The 17,026-nt window shown below is 46.7% G+C and carries 14 protein-coding genes; 11 read left to right on the top strand and 3 right to left on the bottom strand.

Annotated elements, in window-relative coordinates; all coding sequences use genetic code 11:
* The first annotated feature begins 3 nt into the window (after positions 1-3).
* From AC6CIF_RS27285 to AC6CIF_RS27265, 5 genes are all read left to right on the top strand, one after another.
* Complete coding sequence (locus AC6CIF_RS27285; protein WP_498202269.1) at positions 4-2,112, top strand: TerD family protein; 2,109 nt, start codon at positions 4-6, stop codon at positions 2,110-2,112.
* A 168-nt stretch (positions 2,113-2,280) separates the two neighbouring features.
* Positions 2,281-3,153: an AraC family transcriptional regulator gene (locus tag AC6CIF_RS27280; RefSeq protein ID WP_498202268.1), complete on the top strand. Its 873-nt coding sequence runs from the start codon at positions 2,281-2,283 to the stop codon at positions 3,151-3,153.
* Positions 3,154-3,507: 354 nt separating this feature from the next.
* Positions 3,508-5,133: a rhamnogalacturonan lyase B N-terminal domain-containing protein gene (locus AC6CIF_RS27275; RefSeq protein ID WP_498202267.1), complete on the top strand. Its 1,626-nt coding sequence runs from the start codon at positions 3,508-3,510 to the stop codon at positions 5,131-5,133.
* A 215-nt stretch (positions 5,134-5,348) separates the two neighbouring features.
* Positions 5,349-6,293, top strand: a complete 945-nt coding sequence (locus tag AC6CIF_RS27270) for an SMI1/KNR4 family protein (RefSeq protein ID WP_498202266.1) — start codon at positions 5,349-5,351, stop codon at positions 6,291-6,293.
* Between the two features lie 53 nt (positions 6,294-6,346).
* Positions 6,347-6,721: a winged helix-turn-helix transcriptional regulator gene (locus tag AC6CIF_RS27265; protein ID WP_047840975.1), complete on the top strand. Its 375-nt coding sequence runs from the start codon at positions 6,347-6,349 to the stop codon at positions 6,719-6,721.
* 59 nt (positions 6,722-6,780) lie between these two features.
* Here AC6CIF_RS27265 and AC6CIF_RS27260 read toward each other — a convergent pair whose 3' ends face one another.
* Together AC6CIF_RS27260 and AC6CIF_RS27255 are read right to left on the bottom strand one after the other, a co-directional pair.
* A complete protein-coding gene (locus AC6CIF_RS27260; protein ID WP_498202265.1) occupies positions 6,781-7,851 on the bottom strand; it encodes an SDR family oxidoreductase in 1,071 nt (356 codons plus the stop codon).
* A gap of 248 nt (positions 7,852-8,099) precedes the next feature.
* Entirely contained in the window at positions 8,100-8,597 is a 498-nt protein-coding gene (locus AC6CIF_RS27255) for a DinB family protein (protein WP_498202264.1), read from the bottom strand.
* A 175-nt stretch (positions 8,598-8,772) separates the two neighbouring features.
* Here AC6CIF_RS27255 and AC6CIF_RS27250 point away from each other — a divergent pair, with 175 nt between their 5' ends.
* The 6 genes from AC6CIF_RS27250 (at position 8,773) to AC6CIF_RS27225 (ending at position 16,308) form a co-directional block, all read left to right on the top strand.
* Entirely contained in the window at positions 8,773-9,930 is a 1,158-nt protein-coding gene (locus AC6CIF_RS27250) for a response regulator (RefSeq protein WP_498202263.1), read from the top strand.
* Positions 9,931-9,933: 3 nt separating this feature from the next.
* Positions 9,934-13,071, top strand: a complete 3,138-nt coding sequence (locus AC6CIF_RS27245) for a hybrid sensor histidine kinase/response regulator (protein WP_498202262.1) — start codon at positions 9,934-9,936, stop codon at positions 13,069-13,071.
* A 168-nt stretch (positions 13,072-13,239) separates the two neighbouring features.
* A complete protein-coding gene (locus AC6CIF_RS27240; RefSeq protein WP_498202261.1) occupies positions 13,240-14,559 on the top strand; it encodes a sensor histidine kinase in 1,320 nt (439 codons plus the stop codon).
* The gene (locus AC6CIF_RS27235) at positions 14,531-14,683 is read left to right on the top strand and encodes a response regulator (RefSeq protein WP_498202260.1); all 153 of its coding nucleotides are present in this window, start codon (positions 14,531-14,533) and stop codon (positions 14,681-14,683) included. The genes AC6CIF_RS27240 and AC6CIF_RS27235 overlap by 29 nt, the downstream gene beginning before the upstream one ends.
* A 67-nt stretch (positions 14,684-14,750) precedes the next feature.
* The gene (locus AC6CIF_RS27230; RefSeq protein WP_498202259.1) at positions 14,751-15,119 is read left to right on the top strand and encodes a DUF4180 domain-containing protein; all 369 of its coding nucleotides are present in this window, start codon (positions 14,751-14,753) and stop codon (positions 15,117-15,119) included.
* A 64-nt stretch (positions 15,120-15,183) separates the two neighbouring features.
* Positions 15,184-16,308, top strand: coding sequence for an SGNH/GDSL hydrolase family protein (locus AC6CIF_RS27225; protein ID WP_498202258.1), 1,125 nt, complete (start codon positions 15,184-15,186; stop codon positions 16,306-16,308).
* Between the two features lie 118 nt (positions 16,309-16,426).
* Here the strand turns inward: AC6CIF_RS27225 and AC6CIF_RS27220 are convergent, their stop codons facing one another.
* Positions 16,427-16,993, bottom strand: a complete 567-nt coding sequence (locus AC6CIF_RS27220) for a dihydrofolate reductase family protein (protein WP_498202257.1) — start codon at positions 16,991-16,993, stop codon at positions 16,427-16,429.
* Positions 16,994-17,026: the final 33 nt, after the last annotated feature.

Genomic DNA, 17,026 nt, shown 5'->3' with positions numbered 1-17,026 from the left:
ATCATGAACAATACGATCTATTTGCGCAGAGCGAACAAACTCATTATCGAATCAAACGAAGGGGAACAACAGTTGCCGAAGACACATCTGGCGACTGCCCTCAAAAATATTGAAGCACTCGGATACACCTTCTCGGATGAGCTAATGCAGGCGATGCGGCAGCTGTCCAAGGAACAATTTGAAGCAGTATATATTCAACTGGAGGCTGATCTGAGAGTTATGGTCGGCGCACATGTGAAATACAAACCGATGTATGCAGGATTCCCGATGCAGGTGATGCATGCGGATGAAGCGGAGTTATACCTTAATGCAATTATTCATTATCTGACCAACCTGAATGTGGTCTGTCCCGATCAACAATGTGTGGAGAGAATGCCTTTGCTGGAGAAGACGGACTTGAAAGTCATTGGTTTGGGAAACCAGCAAGCATTCCAGACACTCATCCGTCAGATCATTGAAGCAAAAGGTTCCATCTCGGAAACTGACAAGGCCGATATCGACACGGTATTGGAGCATGCAGACCCGGAAGACGTGGATGCGCTATTACCCGCTGAGATTCCGTTCAAAGAAAATGTGGGCTTTGTGGTTGCCTCGCTGTTGAAGCATGAAAAAGCGAACATCGACCGGATCAGTCCGTATTTCAAAACGGCGAGTGATGTCCTCCGTCTAGCTGTTGCTTGGTCCGATGGTGATGTCAGCCTCGCAACGGCTTCTCCCTTTCGGAAATTCAAACGCCGTGAAAGACGCCTTTTGCTCGGATTGCTGGAGCAATGTGGCTCCATCACGGAGGATATGCTGCGATATAAAAATCGCTGGATTCGCCTCGGTGAAATTCTGCATCCTTCGGAATATAAGCTTCGGTATCCACGATGTGAAGAAGCCTTTGCTATTTTGCGTAATAATAAGCCGTATTCGACCTTCAACGGAAGTGTGGAACTTGCCTTCCAATATCGGAATGTCTGGAGTCTGATTGATCTGTTGTCACAGCGTCCAGGTGAATTTGCGAGAAGACTGGATCACTTGCTGCGGATGACCGAAGATGAAGCGTATGTACTGCTGGCATTTGGTGAGGTTTTGGAGCAGGTATCTACCCCGGTCTTGTTGCAAGTGAGACAGCATTTTACACAGCGTAATGAACCGCAGGATCTGCGTGTTTTCTTCCCAAAAGGCAATGTAGCCAAAGCTTTTGCTGTTCCGAATGAGCTGCCAGACATCGATGAAGCTACGTGTCAGGAGGTCGTGCAGTTATGCGAACGGGCGCTGGTAGAGCGCTTCGCTGTCCTTCCCACGCTTGGAAAGACCTATGTCGATCCACAGCTTCATGATTATCTGGTACCCTTTTCTCAGAGATCGGCAAGCAAGGCTCTACGTACCATCGTTCGTGGAAGCCGTGTGCCGATGGCAGAGGGTGATACCATTCGATTCTTCAACTGGTGGAAAGAGGGGGACGTGGATGGAAAGTCTACAGGGCGCGTGGACATTGACTTGTCTGCGGTGATGTACGATAAGGACTGGAACTATGTGGAGCATATTTCCTATACGAATCTGCGATCCTCTAACTATAAGGCTGTTCATAGCGGAGATATCGTGACAGCACCTAACGGAGCAAGTGAGTTCATTGATCTGCATATTCCATCCATCGTGGCCTATGGTGGACGATATGTGGTGGCAACCCTGCTTTCGTTCACCAGTCATCCGTATTGTGATCTGCCGGAATGTTTTGTAGGGTGGATGATGCGGAAGAAACCAGGTTCTGGCGAGATTTTCGAACCGTCCACCGTAGCGAACAAAATCGATATTACTGCTGATACGCAGATTGCGATCCCTGTCATTATGGACCTGGTCGAACGTACCGTCATCTGGACAGACCTGGCGCTGACAAGCCATCCCGATTACTACAACAACGTGGAAGGCAATCAAAAAGGCATGGTCCTGATGGGTAAAGCACTAACAAATTTACGCAAACCCGATCTGCATGACTTGTTCATGCTCCATGCCAAAGCTAGAGGAGAACTGGTGGATACAATGGATCAGGCGGATACAATCTATTCGGTGAATCAAGGTATTACGCCGTACGATATCGAGCAGATTATGGCGGAGTATCTGGTTTGACCTGTTTGACTTGACTACTGGTGTTATGTGAATATCAAGGTTAGAAAAGAGTAGCTGATGCTGCTCTTTTTTCTGGTTTGGATGCAAAGAGCCTACAGAATGGTGCAGGTAATGTCGGATGCAAATAGAATGACTTTGCTAAGCTTAAATTAACGTGGGAGGGATGATATGGATACGCTGAGGCGGTTAAATGAAGCCTTGAATTATATTGAGGAGCATCTGATGGATGTCGTGGACATGAAGGAGATTTCCCGGATTGCCTGCTGCTCGGAGTATCATTTTACACGCATGTTCTCTTTTCTTAGTGGTGTAACGCTCTCGGAATATATTCGACGTCGCCGCTTGACACTTGCAGCTATGGAGTTAAGCCACAGTGACAGCAAAATCATTGATATTGCGTTGAAATACGGGTATACATCGCCGGATTCTTTCTCTCGTGCTTTTCAAAGCATGCATGGCACTACGCCCTCCGAAGCGCGAAACCATGGTCCATCTCTTAAAGCCTTCCCACGGATGACATTTCAACTGACCATTCAAGGAGGAAGCGAAATGAACTACCGCATTGAAGATAAAGAGGCGTTTCGAATCGTGGGTATTCGTAAAAGGGTGCCAATCGTATTCAACGGGGTTAATCCGGAGATCGCTGCGATGTACCAGAGTCTTACACCGGAATTGATTGATACGATCAAGGGGGCATCGAACGTCCAGCCTCTGGGCTTAATCAGTGCTTCAGCCCATTTCAGTGAGGGGCGGATGGCAGAACAAGGAGAACTGGATCATTACATTGGCGCTGCTACGACAAAAGAAGTGCCTGAAGGACTGGAACAGCTCGAGGTTCCTGCTTCGACGTGGGCTGTATTTACTGTCGTGGGTCCGTTTCCAAGCACGCTTCAGGAAGTGTGGGGCCGGATCTACGCAGAGTGGTTTCCTTCATCGGACTATGAGCTGAGTGAGGGTCCGGAAATGTTATGGAATGAGCACAAGGATGTTACTGTAGAGCAATATAGAAGTGAGATTTGGATACCTATTCGGAAGAGATGATACTGTCTCTAGCTTGGTATCTGCGGGCGCAGCTTTTTGAAGCTGCGTTTTTTATTTTCAGAAATTGCTATCAGATATACGAGTCGTTTTCATTGCAAGTATATGTAATATAATGGTATTATTTTATTGGAATTGTAAGAATACTTGTAGTTTGAAGAGTGATTTAAAAAGGGGGTGGAGAGAAATTAAGTTTACATGAAGTGATGATTTTATTTTATACGAACGCAGACATAACATTTCAGTGATTATGGACATGCCCGCATAGCAGACATATCGATACGAGACGGAAGTGTCAGTTATTATACATTATAATGTAAGCGCTTTATTAAATGGAATCCAAGGAGGGATTTACTCATGACCAAAAGTATAGTGAGAAAGTCGCTTGGTTTGTTTTTAATCATCGTTATGATCGCAACAGCCGCTGTATACCCTGCATCTACCGGACACGCAGCAACCATTAATGTTACGGATAACGGCTCCAGAATTGAAGTAAACACTGGTTCAGGGTTAGTCTATGTGGTGAACAAAACCAATGGGGATATTATCTCAGCCAAAATGAACGGTACGGAGCTGAACAGCAACAGAGGGTCGCATATCGGCTCAGGTTTGGGCTCCTCGGCCAATGTGACGTGGAATACCTCTCCTTCAGGATCAACCGTGTTAATCACGGTATCGACAAGTACACTGACTCACTATTATGCTTCGCGTGGTGGCGAAAATATCATATACATGGCAACGCATATCACGGCTCAACCTTCGATCGGGGAGCTGCGATACATTTTCCGCGGTAATGGTAGTGTGTTGACAGGTGTTCCGGCGAATTCCAATAATCGAGGTAACACAGGAGCAATCGAGAGTCAGGATGTGTTCGGGTTTGCAAATGGACAGTCGGCCTCCAAATATTATGGTAATGATCAGGCCAAAGACTTATCGGTTCGTGGAGTTACGGGTAATGGTGTCGGTGTATTTATGGCCTACGGCAATCGGGAGAAAAGCTCTGGTGGTCCATTCTTCCGTGATATCCAGTTCCAAAGTGGAACAGAGACGGAAGTATATAACTATATGAACTCGGGACATGAACAGACGGAGAATTGGCGCCTGGGTCTGCACGGGCCGTATGCTTTGATCTTTACAACCGGAGGTACGCCAAGTGTACCCGACTTCAGCTGGATGTCTGGTCTGAATCTGCAGGGTTGGGTATCCAGTCGGGGGAACGTGGTACTTAATGGTCTCTCCGGGATGGATACAGGGTATGCTTACACAATTGGGTTCGCCAATAGCAATGCCCAGTATTGGGTGGGGACGTCTTCAAGTGGGGCGGCCGCCAAATACAGCATGATCCCGGGCACGTACACTATGACAGCTTATAAGGGAGAACTGGCCGTATATACGGAAACGGTTAATGTCACGGCAGGACAAACGACGACACTGAATACACGTACGATCAACAATGATCCAAGTAAAGCCTCTAACATCTGGCGAATCGGCAACTGGGATGGTACACCACGGGAGCTCCTGAATGGACAGACGATTCCGATTCGTCACCCATCCGATAGTCGCAACCCAAGCTGGGGACCTGTCACCTATGCTACCGGTAGCGCGACCAATCGATTCCCGGCAATCCAGTTCCGTGGTCAGAATTCTCCAACCACAATAACGTTTAATTTGAATGCATCTCAAGCGGCATCTTCTCATACGCTCAACATCGGGATTACCGCTGCCTACAATAATGGCAGACCTAGTGTAACGGTTAATGGACATGCTTTAACCAATCCTGCTGCATCTTCACAGCCCAAATCTCGCAGCTTCACCATTGGTACGTATCGTGGGAACAACACAACCTTTAGCTGGAATGTTCCAGCATCCTACTTCGTGAATGGTTCCAATACCATCACGATTACGCCGATCAGCGGTTCCAGTGACTTGGGTAACTGGTTAAGTGCAGGTTGGGTCTACGATTGTGTTGAGTTGCTGAATTGATTGAAGAATGCAATGTAGTGGAAGGAATATAAGGAGGTAGCCTGCCTGGTTTTCTTAACCGGGTTCAGGTTACCTCTTTTAGCTTTGTCATCCGAAATGAAAAGATATCGATTGATGATATCCCTAAGGATCTTGCTTTGCTGGAGATGGTGATCCGGATAGTGGTATAATTTTCAATACGTAATGATGAGAGAATGAACGGGGAGGCCAAAGGAATGAGAGACGATCTGTTGGTTCAATTGCAAGAATGGCATGAAGAAGATGAATTTCAGGAAATTGTAGATGCAATTCAAGCCATTCCTGTGGAAGAAAGAGATTATGAGCTGGTTAACCATCTGGGACGAGCGCTGAATAACCTGGAACGATACGAAGAGGCAGTCGAACAATTCCTGACGGTTGCTAAAGAGGGCACAGGTGACCCACTCTGGCATTATCGGATTGGACTGGCTTATTATTATCTGGAGCAATATGCACATGCGCTGCAAGCATTCGAAAGAGCGGATCAATTAGAGCCTGATGATGAAGATACGCTGGAGTTTCTGGGGTGGATTCGAAGCAAAATGGAGGAGTCGTCTGAACCTGAAGTTGAAACGGATCCAGAGACTGTTGAAGAATTCCGTGTACCCGTTGACGTTGTAGCGACCTTTGAAGAGGTTCCCAGACCGGAACCCGGGGAATTTTGGAACGATAGTGAGCAGGCACTGGAGCACTATGTGTCCAATCCGCCGAGTGATGGTCTCATTGAGTCTGTGGAGGAGCAATTGGTGTTCCGCCTCCCTGCCTCCTACATTGAGATGATGAAGCTACATAACGGTGGCATTCCGTACAATCGTTATTTCCCTGTAGCGAATACAGATACGGGAACTACGGATTATGTTGAAATTGAAGGTATATTGGGCATTGGCCGTGAGAAGCCTCGCACGTTAGCTGGTGCACAAGGCAGCTGGACTTTGATTGAACGTGAAGGTTATCCGGAGATTGGTGTGGTCATCGCGGTATCTCCTTCGGAGTCAGGGGTTGTCATGCTCGATTATCGTTCATTCGGTAATGACGGAGAACCTGAGGTCGTTTATGTGAAGAGGGAGCACCCCAAAGAGATCATTCCGCTGGCACCGAACTTTGAGACGTTTATCCAAGGGCTGATGACTCCAGAAGTCTAGTAAATCGACAGAGATTCTATAAACTGTTGTGTGGAAGGGAGACAGAAGGTGATATGGAGGAACCGCTCAAAGTATATAACACCGCAGTGGAAGCTTTTCTTGAAGTAATCGGGGGAAAGTGGAAGCCTGTTATTCTATTCCATCTTACCTTTGGCAAGAAACGTAATGGTGAGCTGATGAAACTAATCCCTGCGATCACTCAGAAAGTGTTGACTCAGCAACTTGGTGAACTAACGGAGGCGGGGGTTATTGTCCGTATTTCCCATCATCAGGTCCCACCTAAAGTGGAATATGAGTTAACAGCGTATGGCTGGAGTCTTAAAGAGATTCTTCATCTGATGTGTAGGTGGGGCGATATACACGTGGAGAATGTTTATGGTGATCGAGGAAAAATTCTGTTTAAGCCGCCAACTACTACTGACCGTTGAGGACTTGTATAAGCCGATTCTGCAATTCAGGAATCGGCTTATTATGCATTTTATCTACTTTACGGAAGGATCTTGCGATCACGCAGATTTCTGAAGATATCCATAAACATAGTCTCAGTGTCAATGAAATCATGGAATCCGAAGCGGCGAGCTTTGGAACCATCTGCGAAGAAATCGTAATCCCACGAGAAGACAAAGTCACCAAATGCCCAGGAAGAGACATCATCATAAGGGGTGTTTACCAAACCATACTTTTCAATCATGGAATTCCAAAGATTCTCCTTATCTGCCATCACTGTTGCAAGTGAAAGGGGCAGTGGAGGTGCGGTTTCCAATTCGAAAAATGCAGCGATTTTGGGCCATAGTTCATTCCAGCGAAACAGATCACCATTAGTGATATTAAATGCCTGATTGGCACAGCGAGGTTCGGTTGCTGCCCATACGGTTGCATGAGCCAGCAATGTTGCATCAGTCATTTCAAGAAGCGAATGATACGCTCCTGCTTTCCCGGGGAATCGTAATGGCAAGTTAAGCTCCTTGGAGATAGACGCATACAAGCCAATAACCATGGCAAGGTTCATTGGATTACCCAGAGCGAATCCACATACCACGGAAGGGCGCAGGGCTGACCAGGCCCAGCTGCTTCCGGGTTGCCGATCCTCGAGAAACTGTTGCTGATCGACATTGAATTCAGGAGGCATATGATATGCATCCGTTTCTTTGGCAGGTGTTTTGAATGGCCCCAGATGTGCACCGTACACTTTATATCCTTGCATTAGGCTTATATGTTGGAGATTTGGAGCGATCGGTTCGATGGTATTCACCACATTGACGAGCATGGCCAGGTTGGGCTGTACCAACTCGGCCCAAGTTGGGCGATCCTGATACGCGGCGTAGAAAATATGCGTAACGGTCGTTAAATGACTCAGTTTGTCTTGTGTGTCTGCTTCGTTCAGTAAATCAGCTGATATATAACGTAACCCAGGAGCATCTTCCCCTCCGCGGCGAGATACACCAATGATATTCCATTGCGGAAGTGTCATCAGATAATCGATAAGGTTTCTTCCAATGACGCCTCCAGCACCAATGACAAGTGCGGTGTGACGGGTAACGGATTGTTCGGCTTTCAATGGACATGCTCCTCTCTTCTTCTGTTCCTATTGTGGGTCAGAAAAAGAGGGATGAGAAGTACGCACCTCAAAGTCATATACGTACTTTGAAGTAATATATGAGCCTGGTAGAGGATATGAGCGTTAAAATCTGCACTTCAATGGATATTACTTGCCTATAACCACAAGAAGCTGTAAAAGGGACAATCGTCCTTTCACAGCTTAGATGTGTCTGTATATTCGTCCAATAGATCTGTTGTAAATATGGTTTAGGCCGGGAACCCGCCACCTGGAGGTGGCCATGCGCCGTAGAAGCGACGCAGCAGAACAATCTCACCCAGATGGTACGAGTTATGGGATGCGATATTGCGTAGAAGTCCTGCCTTGGTTTCACCCGGGAAATAGAGCAGTGGATCATCTAATTGTGCAGTTTCTGCAATGGCTACGGCTTGATCAACCCCATCCAAGAATGCTTGAATATCTGCCTTCCACGTGGCTTCGTCCTGTGGACCCTTCTCCTCAGGCCAGCTCTCACTCACGTTAGCAGGGAGCTGTGGTTTGCGTCCTTCCAAGTGATCGAGCATAAATTGCTGCCAATAATGCATGTGCTTCACCAACTGATAGATCGTATATGGCATGGCATCGTGCGTACGAGCAGCAAGTGTGACATCGATATCGGGCAGAGCACGGGCGATGCGAATATGACCGCGTTCCCCCACTAATGATTTGACAAGGGCTTGCCCAAAGCTTTGATTAGCATCTGACATATGGAACCTTCCTCTCTTCCAAGACCGGATTTGTTAACCTGTCTTCTATTAAGTATTATACAATTAAATTGCTAAAAATTAAAAATGGATAACCAAGAACGCTAAATACTTAAAATGCCTATGATATAATAGTGAAAATAAATCTCAAGGCCTCAGGGTCGAGGAGGAAGCTCCTGTGAAAGTGATATTGGTTGACGACGAACGTCTAGCGTTGATAGGCCTTCAAAAATCACTAGAAAAAGAAGTAAGCGGCATTGAAATTATTGCTACATATATGAATCCAACAGAGGCTGTGGCGGGTATTGTGGAGCACCGCCCCGATGTTGTATTTCTGGATATTCATATGCCGGAGATGGATGGTATGGATCTGGGAAGACAGATTCAGGCAGCAACACCGGGCACCGAAATTATATTTGTGACCAGTTACGATCAATATGCGGTGCATGCTTTCGAACTACAGGCTTTGGATTATGTGATGAAGCCCATCCAAAAGGATCGATTGAAGCAGACGGTAAGCCGCGTAAGAGAGAAATTGAGCGTAAAACGCGAGCAGCGGTCAAAGGATACAAACGTACCTTTAATTTGCTGTTTTAATCAGATTCAGTTTAAGCTTCCAGGAAAGGATATCCAGGTTGCCAAATGGCGTACAAGCAAGGCGCAGGAGCTGTTTGCATACTTGCTTCACCACCGGAACCAGGTCGTCCATCGCAGTGTTCTGCTGGAGCTTCTGTGGCCGGGAATGGAAGAGGAGAAGACGGCACACCAACTCTACACTGCGATTTATCATGTCCGCCAAACTCTGAAAACTTGCAATATGAATATGATCACGATTCAGAGTGGACACCTGGAGGCAGGTTATCGACTCGAATTGGGTGAGGCTCAGTTGGATAGTGAGCAGTGGGAACGGGAAATCAGGCAATGGAAAGTCGTAGACGCAAGTACCGTTCATGCCTATGAGCAAGCGCTTCATCTATATAAGGGTACCTATCTTGGCAATTATGAATACATGTGGGCTGAACCTGAGCGGGAAAGATTACGCTATCTTTGGTTGTATCATATGAGACAACTAAGTCTGTACTACCAGCAGCATGGGCTGGCGGAGAAAGTGATCGAGAGTACACAACGTATCCAGCATATGCTTCCGGATGAAGAAGAAAGTTATTTTATGCTGATGAAGTTATATGATGAAATGCACAATGATCTCGGTGTGGAGGAGCAGTATCGTCTCTTAACCACCAGAATGGAGCAAGATTTGGAGATACCGATCAGTGAGGACATTACCGAATGGTATCAGGACTGGAAGCTCGGTTTAACCAAAGTCATGAGAAGATAATTAATGAAATTACTTCAAACGAAACGTAGGGACCGTTACAAATATTTGATCATCATGCTAATTATTTTTGGAGTGTTAATTGGCATGCGCTCGGTATGGTCAGAGTTATTCCACACAGTAGATGAGCATCGCGCCGTTAACGGGGTGCTTGATCTGAGAGATGTGGATCTGGATCAATCCCCTGTCATGTACTTGAATGGGGAATGGGAACTTTACCCGGATGAGTTACTAACCCAACAAGATATTGCGAAGAGGAATGGCGGTGCGAAGAGTGTTCAGGTCCCAGGAGACTGGAGGATTGGACAGAGTCAGGAACAAGAGAATTCGTTCGGATACGGAACGTATCGATTGCGCATTTTGACAGATCCGCTTCAGACGCCGGTAACCTTTTGGTTCAAAGGGATTCAAAGTTCATCCGAGGTTGAGATGAATGGATACAACGACGGGGGGATGGGTGAGGTCTCCGCGGATAGCAGTACATATATACCCCGAAGTACTTCGTATACAGCGACCTATGATCAGGAAGGAACAACCTCCATTGAACTATTGGTCCGTGTAGCCAATTACGACAGCCCGTATATGGGCGGAATTAGCAAACCTGTTCGCTTTGGTTCACAGGCAGCCGTTGATTTTTCGCGTTGGTATTCCATTGGTTTTCAGATGCTCACCTTTCTGGTTATGCTCCTCCACGGCTTGTATGCCTGTATTCTTTACGCATTTAATCGACAGGAACGTTCCTTGCTGGTTGGAGCCCTATTAACTTTATCTGTTGGCATCACGGTTACGATGGGTCATGACAATATATTGATGTTATGGCTTCCAATTAATTATACCTGGGGCATTAAAATTCGATTGATCTCATTGTTGCTGCAAAATGCTTGTATCCTTCTGTTATTCCAGAGATTAACGGTGGTTCATGTACGAAAGGCATGGCTAAAGTGGCATGTTGTCATGACCTTGATCTATACGGCCGTGATTGTGGTGGTGCCCATTCATATTACATATGCCATGATCCATTACAACGTTATTAACCTATTCTTTCTTGTATCTCTGATCTGGTTCCTATATATCGTCGGAACGATGATCTTCAGGAAACAGTCGGACCGGGATATTGTTTTTCTGCTGCTTACTGCAGGAGGTATTACATCCAACCTGTTGTGGAGTGTGGCCGAGACAGCCAGAGATGTGACAACAGTCTATTATCCTATTGACATTATCTTTGCCATTACCGGCTTCTCCGCCTATTGGTTCAAGAAATACTTCAGGAATGCCAAAGAGAATATGAAGCTGAATACAGAACTGCAGAAGGGTGACAAAATTAAAGATCAATTCTTGGCGAATACATCACATGAACTGCGGACCCCGCTGCACGGGATCATTAACATCGCTCACAACGTGATTACCCGAGAGAAAAGCCGGTTGGATGAACGGAGCCTGGAGGATATGGATTTGCTGATTACGATCGGTCGACGGATGTCACATCTCCTTGGTGATCTACTGGATGTAGTCCGGCTGAAGGAGCACCGCATTGTGTTACGTCAGGGGCCTCTTTCCATACAGTCGGTTGTGCCTGGCGTTATCGCCATGCTGCAATTCATGGCAGAACGAAAACCAGTCCGCCTTAATATGGAGATTACGGAATCGTTCCCACTGGTCATGGCTGATGAAGAAAGGCTCGTTCAGATTTTGTATAATCTGCTGCATAACGCGCTTAAACATACGGAGGAAGGAACGATATCCGTAAGTGCCGAAATTCGTGAAGGACATGCTCTGATTCATGTGGCCGATACAGGCATTGGCATGGATGAGGATACACGGATGCGCATTTTCCTTCCGTATGAACAAGGGTCGTATGGAATCAGTGATGGACAAGGCATCGGGCTTGGACTGAACATCTGCAAAGAGCTCGTAGAACTGCACGGCGGGGCACTTACGGTTCGCTCGGAACTCGGAAAGGGCTCGGTATTCAGCTTCGATCTGCCACTCGCGGATGAAGCCGCCGATCAGGCTCAGTCACAACTTCCCCTGATATGGGAACAGGCCGCCGAGATGATGGAAGATGCACCTAGCGGATTCCTGTTACCCCGCCCAGGTATGGGGGACGCGGAAGCCTTGGCGACAGCAGAGATGGCTCCGTTGTTAAAAGAGGGGAAAGCCACCATTCTGGCTGTGGACGATGATCCAGTGAATCTGGATGTGCTGGTCAGCATTCTTTCGACGGAACCATACGATATAACTACAGCAGGTTCGGGTCAGGAAGCGATGGAATTGCTCGGCACACGTCAGTGGGATCTGCTCATTACAGATGTGATGATGCCCAATATGTCCGGCTATGAGTTAACCCAGAAGGTGAGGGAACAATTCTCGATGTCTGAGCTTCCTGTGCTGCTGTTGACGGCACGAAGTCAGCCGCCAGACATCTACACGGGGTTTGCATCGGGGGCCAATGATTATGTCACGAAGCCTGTAGATGCGGTGGAACTGAAATATCGGATACGTGCATTGACCATGCTAAATCAATCCATCAAAGAGAGCCTGCGCATGGAGGCCGCTTATTTACAGGCTCAGATTCAGCCTCACTTCCTGTTTAATACACTGAATTCACTTATGGTTTTAAGTGATATTGATACAGAGCATATGCGGAAGCTGGGTGAAGCTTTTTCATCCTATTTACGGATCAGCTTCAACTATCTCAACACAGGGGAACTGGTGAAATTATCATATGAGCTGGAACTCGTGGAAGCCTATCTTTTTATTGAAAAAACACGATTTGAAGATCGATTGTCGGTGGTATTAAACGTAGAGCCGGACCTTCCGTTACTTCTCCCGCCGCTATCAATTCAGCCTTTGATTGAAAATGCCGTCAGACACGGACTATTAAGCCGCAATGTAGGCGGTACGTTATGTCTATCCATCACTCGTCATGAGGGTTATACCCGTATTGAGGTGAAGGATAATGGCAAAGGCATCGAACCGGAGAAGGTTGCAGAGCTGTTACATGCTACGCCAGGTGGAAAAGGCGGAATAGGCATTGTGAATACAAACCGCAGATTGTTGCAACGGTATGGTCAGGGATTATCAATCGTAAGTGAGCCGGGTGAGGGCACGATGGTATCATTTGATATTCCGGATGAGATATAAGGAAAAGGTCGCAGAAGTGAAGACTTCCGGCCTTTTTGTTTTGCTTGCGTGTTCATTCCCTAATTTTAATTATTTCTAATGCTTCTTTCATATGTTAGTATATTTAACATTAGAAGCGCGGGTTCCGGCATTGAGCGCTAAACGTTGTTATAGTGGGTGAAGAGATCGATGCGCAATTGGGTCAAAAATGAGAATGTGCAGATGACGGCCATTGCCTTTGCCACTGCGGTAGGGGCGCAATTCAAGATAAATCCGTTCCGGGAAGATTACTTCCGAATCGGGCTTGGGGTTAGCATCCTTTTATTTCTGCTGATGATCATGCCACACTTGTCTTATGTGAAGACAGGAATCCTGACAGGCATCGCGAATTTGCTGTTTCAGTCAGCAGATCTCATCAATCATGTACAGACCGTGTCCATACTGGAAAGCATGCGGGACAATCTGGGGGCAGGTGTGTATTATGTGGTCTTTGCCTATGGGCTTAGCAAGTTCAAGCATCGATTCCATGAGATGCAGCCTCTTCTGCTCGGCGGGTTAATCACATGTATCGATTTCTCCTCTAATCTTGTTGAGCTGTTTCTTCGTGGAATGTTAAGCGGGACCAATATCTTTTATATGAAGGAATGGTTGTATCTGCTTGTGGTAGGCGGTCTGCGAAGTTACTTTGTGATTGGGTTATATAACAGCATTGCGGTGAGGCAGATGCGGCTCTTACATGCAGAGCAGGAGAAGCGGATGGAGCAGATGCTAAGTGTGAACTCGGGTCTGTATGGCGAGGTATTTTACCTCAAGAAAGCGATGAATACGATCGAAGGCATTACGGCAGACAGCTATGATCTATATCGCGATCTCCGAGAGCACGACATGAATCAATACAGTCAGCGCACGCTGGGCATCGCTCAGCAGATTCATGAAGTGAAGAAGGATTCACAACGCATTCTCGCGGGTCTGCTGAAGCTGTATGATAACGAAAAAGCGGTTAACATGAGCTTATCCGAAGTGCTGAACTTTGCCAGTAAGGCAAACCGAAAATATAGTGAAATGCTGCATAAGCAGGTCGAGATCGACATCGAGCAACAGTATGATTGTGAGTCTCCGTACTACATTCCTCTTCTAACGGTAATGAACAACCTGATTGCCAATGCGGTAGAGGCGATTGAGCATGAAGGGACGATCCGAATTCGTGTGTATGAGCAGGACGATGACGTGCATTTGGTTGTGATGGATACTGGAAAAGGTATACCTGAAGCCAAACGGGATGTTATCTTCGAACCGGGCTATACAACAAAGTTCAATGAAGTCGGCATTGCCGCGACGGGCATTGGCCTGTCCCATGTACGTGATATCGTTCAGTCGTTGGCGGGACAAATTAAGGTAGAGTCGGCGCCTCAAGGAGAGACAGGGACAACATTCGCTATAACTATTCCCAAAATGAATCTAATCAAGGGGGCCGATGTCGATGACACTTTCTATCATGATCGTGGATGATGATGTGGTGAGCCGGAGTATGCTGCATGATATCATTGAATCCTGTGGAATCGGCGAGCTTGCAGGCATGGCAGAGGGCGGTATAGAAGGGGCGCGCATGATCATGGATCAGCGTCTTAAATAACTAAATAGTAACTGAGATATGTTATCTCTTAACCCAAAGCCGAATTCCAGGAGGAGGAGAAAGTGAAATGAACATAACTATTGATCAACAAGGTAATTCCAAGGTCGCCATTATTGAAAGTGATGGCATCGTCATCAACAATGCTCAAGATGCACTGGATTTGATGGCTTCGGTAAGGTATAGCGATGATGCTGATAAACTCATTATCGACAAAACGAACATCACGGAAGAGTTCTTCGAACTGAAAACCAAGCTTGCAGGTGAGATTTTGCAGAAATACGTGAACTATCATGTTAAGCTTGCTATTGTGGGAGATTTCGAAGAACATAACAGCAAGAGCCTGAGAGATTTCATCTATGAGTGCAACAATGGCAAGCATGTTTTCTTTTTGAAAAACAAAGAGGAAGCGCTTCAAAAGTTGCATAATATCAGTTAAGCGCACATCCGAAGCATGTAGAGAGCCTGCTTATAATCTGAGCCAAACATAGGAGGTTTGCACCGTGATATCTAATGAGAATTTAAAGGTATATGCTCTGCCTGAGATCGGACATCTTAAAGTGCATGGCAGAACAACTGGAGAGCGATCGCCGTTGACGTTATTTTGGACGGGGAGTGCAGTTGAACTTAATGTACGGGGCTCCGAACTATGGGTTGAGGTAGAGTCGCAGTATGACATGTATGAGTCATGGATCAGCATTCTGATCAACGGTGTTCCGGTGAGCAGACAGATGTTAACGGCGGGAAGGTATTGGGTCTGTGTATTCCGAGGCATGAACGCGAATGTGGTGAAGAATGTACGGATCGTCAAAGATGTTCAAGCGATGAGTGGTGACCCGGGTTGTGCCTTGCGGATTCATACGGTGAAATCCGATGGAGCGTTCCTGCCTGTGCAGGAAAAACCGCACAAGATCGAGTTCATTGGTGACAGTATTACATCTGGTGAAGGGGCGATTGGAGCGAAAGCGGAGGAAGATTGGATTCCGATGTGGTTCAGCGCTATACATAATTATACGTTCATGACAGCAGAAGCACTGAATGCAGAATACCGGGTCATCTCGCAAAGTGGCTGGGGTGTGCTGACAAGTTGGGATAACAATCCAAAGGGGAACATCCCCGAGTATTACGAACAGGTCTGTGGCTTGCTTACTGGTGAGCGTAATGAAGCGCTCGGTGCAGGAGATGAGCATGATTTTGGTTCGTGGCAGCCGGATGTGGTGGTCGTGAATCTGGGTAGCAATGATGGGGGTGCATTTCAGTCACCTGAGTGGAAAGACCCCGACACGGGCAAGGTGTACAAGCAGCGTTTGAACGAAGATGGTACGTATCATGAAGAGGATCTGACCGCTTTTGAGAAAGCAGTGGAGCAGTTCCTGTTCAAACTTCGGAAAAACAATCCGGATGCACAACTCGTATGGGCTTATGGCATGCTTGGTTTTCCCATGATGCCTGCCATCTACCGGGCGGTTGATGCGTATACAAACGGGACAGGAGATCGTAAGGTCTCAATCATCCAGCTTCCTGATACAACCGAAGAGACGGTAGGGGCGCGCACCCATCCAGGCAAGTTATCTCACCGTAGGACGGCAGAGGTGTTAGCGGAATATGTACGAGGACTGATAGGATAACTTGATACATGGTAATGGAAAGACCACTCTTTCATGAACGGGTACCCCAATGGTTAGATGGTGTCTAACTTTATGAGGTCCATTTATCATAAGAATGGTCTTTTCCCTTTCTACTTATCTAGACATTCGAGGGTTTATCCGTTGTGTCGCTGTTTTGTACCTCGTAACGAATCGAAATAATCTGTCCGAGCGTCTGGGTTCGAAGCATTTTAAATTGACTTGGCACAGTGCCTGTCGGGAATAAGGGGATGCCTTCACCAAGAATTTTAGGAATAATGGCCACTTCAATCTCATCCAGCATTTTTTTGGTTAACACAGCCTCAACCAGTATTCCACCACCCACAATCCACACATCTCCATCAGAATCCTGCTTTAACCGGGGAATGAGCGTCTCTACCGCCTCGGTTGTAAACTGTACATGCGGAGCGGGCGGCTGTTCCGAGCGGGAAAGCACATACGTTGGGCGATCCGCATAGGGAAATTCTTCGGAAAGTGTGAGCACCTCTTCATACGTATAACGTCCCATAACAACGCTACCGATCGTTTTATAAAATGCAGCATACCCGTTGTCTTCACCATCACCCTCCACATCAAATAACCAATCGACCGAACCGTCCAGTCTTGCGATATATCCATCCAAACTCATAGCAATGTACAAAATGGTTTTGTTATCAGACATGTTCATCGCTCCCTTCTACAATGTATGATACACTTTAAC

The sequence above is a fragment of the Paenibacillus sp. GQ49 genome (assembly GCF_059759055.1).
The sequence above is the reverse complement of the archived record's forward strand: the minus strand, read 5'-3'. Positions and strand labels throughout refer to the sequence as shown.

Coding starts and splice junctions, on each gene's coding strand:
- AC6CIF_RS27285 (WP_498202269.1), top strand. CDS start 4: ATGAACAATACGATCTATTTGCGCAGAGCGAACAAACTCATTATCGAA.
- AC6CIF_RS27280 (WP_498202268.1), top strand. CDS start 2,281: ATGGATACGCTGAGGCGGTTAAATGAAGCCTTGAATTATATTGAGGAG.
- AC6CIF_RS27275 (WP_498202267.1), top strand. CDS start 3,508: ATGACCAAAAGTATAGTGAGAAAGTCGCTTGGTTTGTTTTTAATCATC.
- AC6CIF_RS27270 (WP_498202266.1), top strand. CDS start 5,349: ATGAGAGACGATCTGTTGGTTCAATTGCAAGAATGGCATGAAGAAGAT.
- AC6CIF_RS27265 (WP_047840975.1), top strand. CDS start 6,347: ATGGAGGAACCGCTCAAAGTATATAACACCGCAGTGGAAGCTTTTCTT.
- AC6CIF_RS27255 (WP_498202264.1), bottom strand. CDS start 8,597: ATGTCAGATGCTAATCAAAGCTTTGGGCAAGCCCTTGTCAAATCATTA.
- AC6CIF_RS27245 (WP_498202262.1), top strand. CDS start 9,934: ATGAAATTACTTCAAACGAAACGTAGGGACCGTTACAAATATTTGATC.
- AC6CIF_RS27240 (WP_498202261.1), top strand. CDS start 13,240: ATGCGCAATTGGGTCAAAAATGAGAATGTGCAGATGACGGCCATTGCC.
- AC6CIF_RS27235 (WP_498202260.1), top strand. CDS start 14,531: ATGACACTTTCTATCATGATCGTGGATGATGATGTGGTGAGCCGGAGT.
- AC6CIF_RS27230 (WP_498202259.1), top strand. CDS start 14,751: ATGAACATAACTATTGATCAACAAGGTAATTCCAAGGTCGCCATTATT.
- AC6CIF_RS27220 (WP_498202257.1), bottom strand. CDS start 16,993: ATGAACATGTCTGATAACAAAACCATTTTGTACATTGCTATGAGTTTG.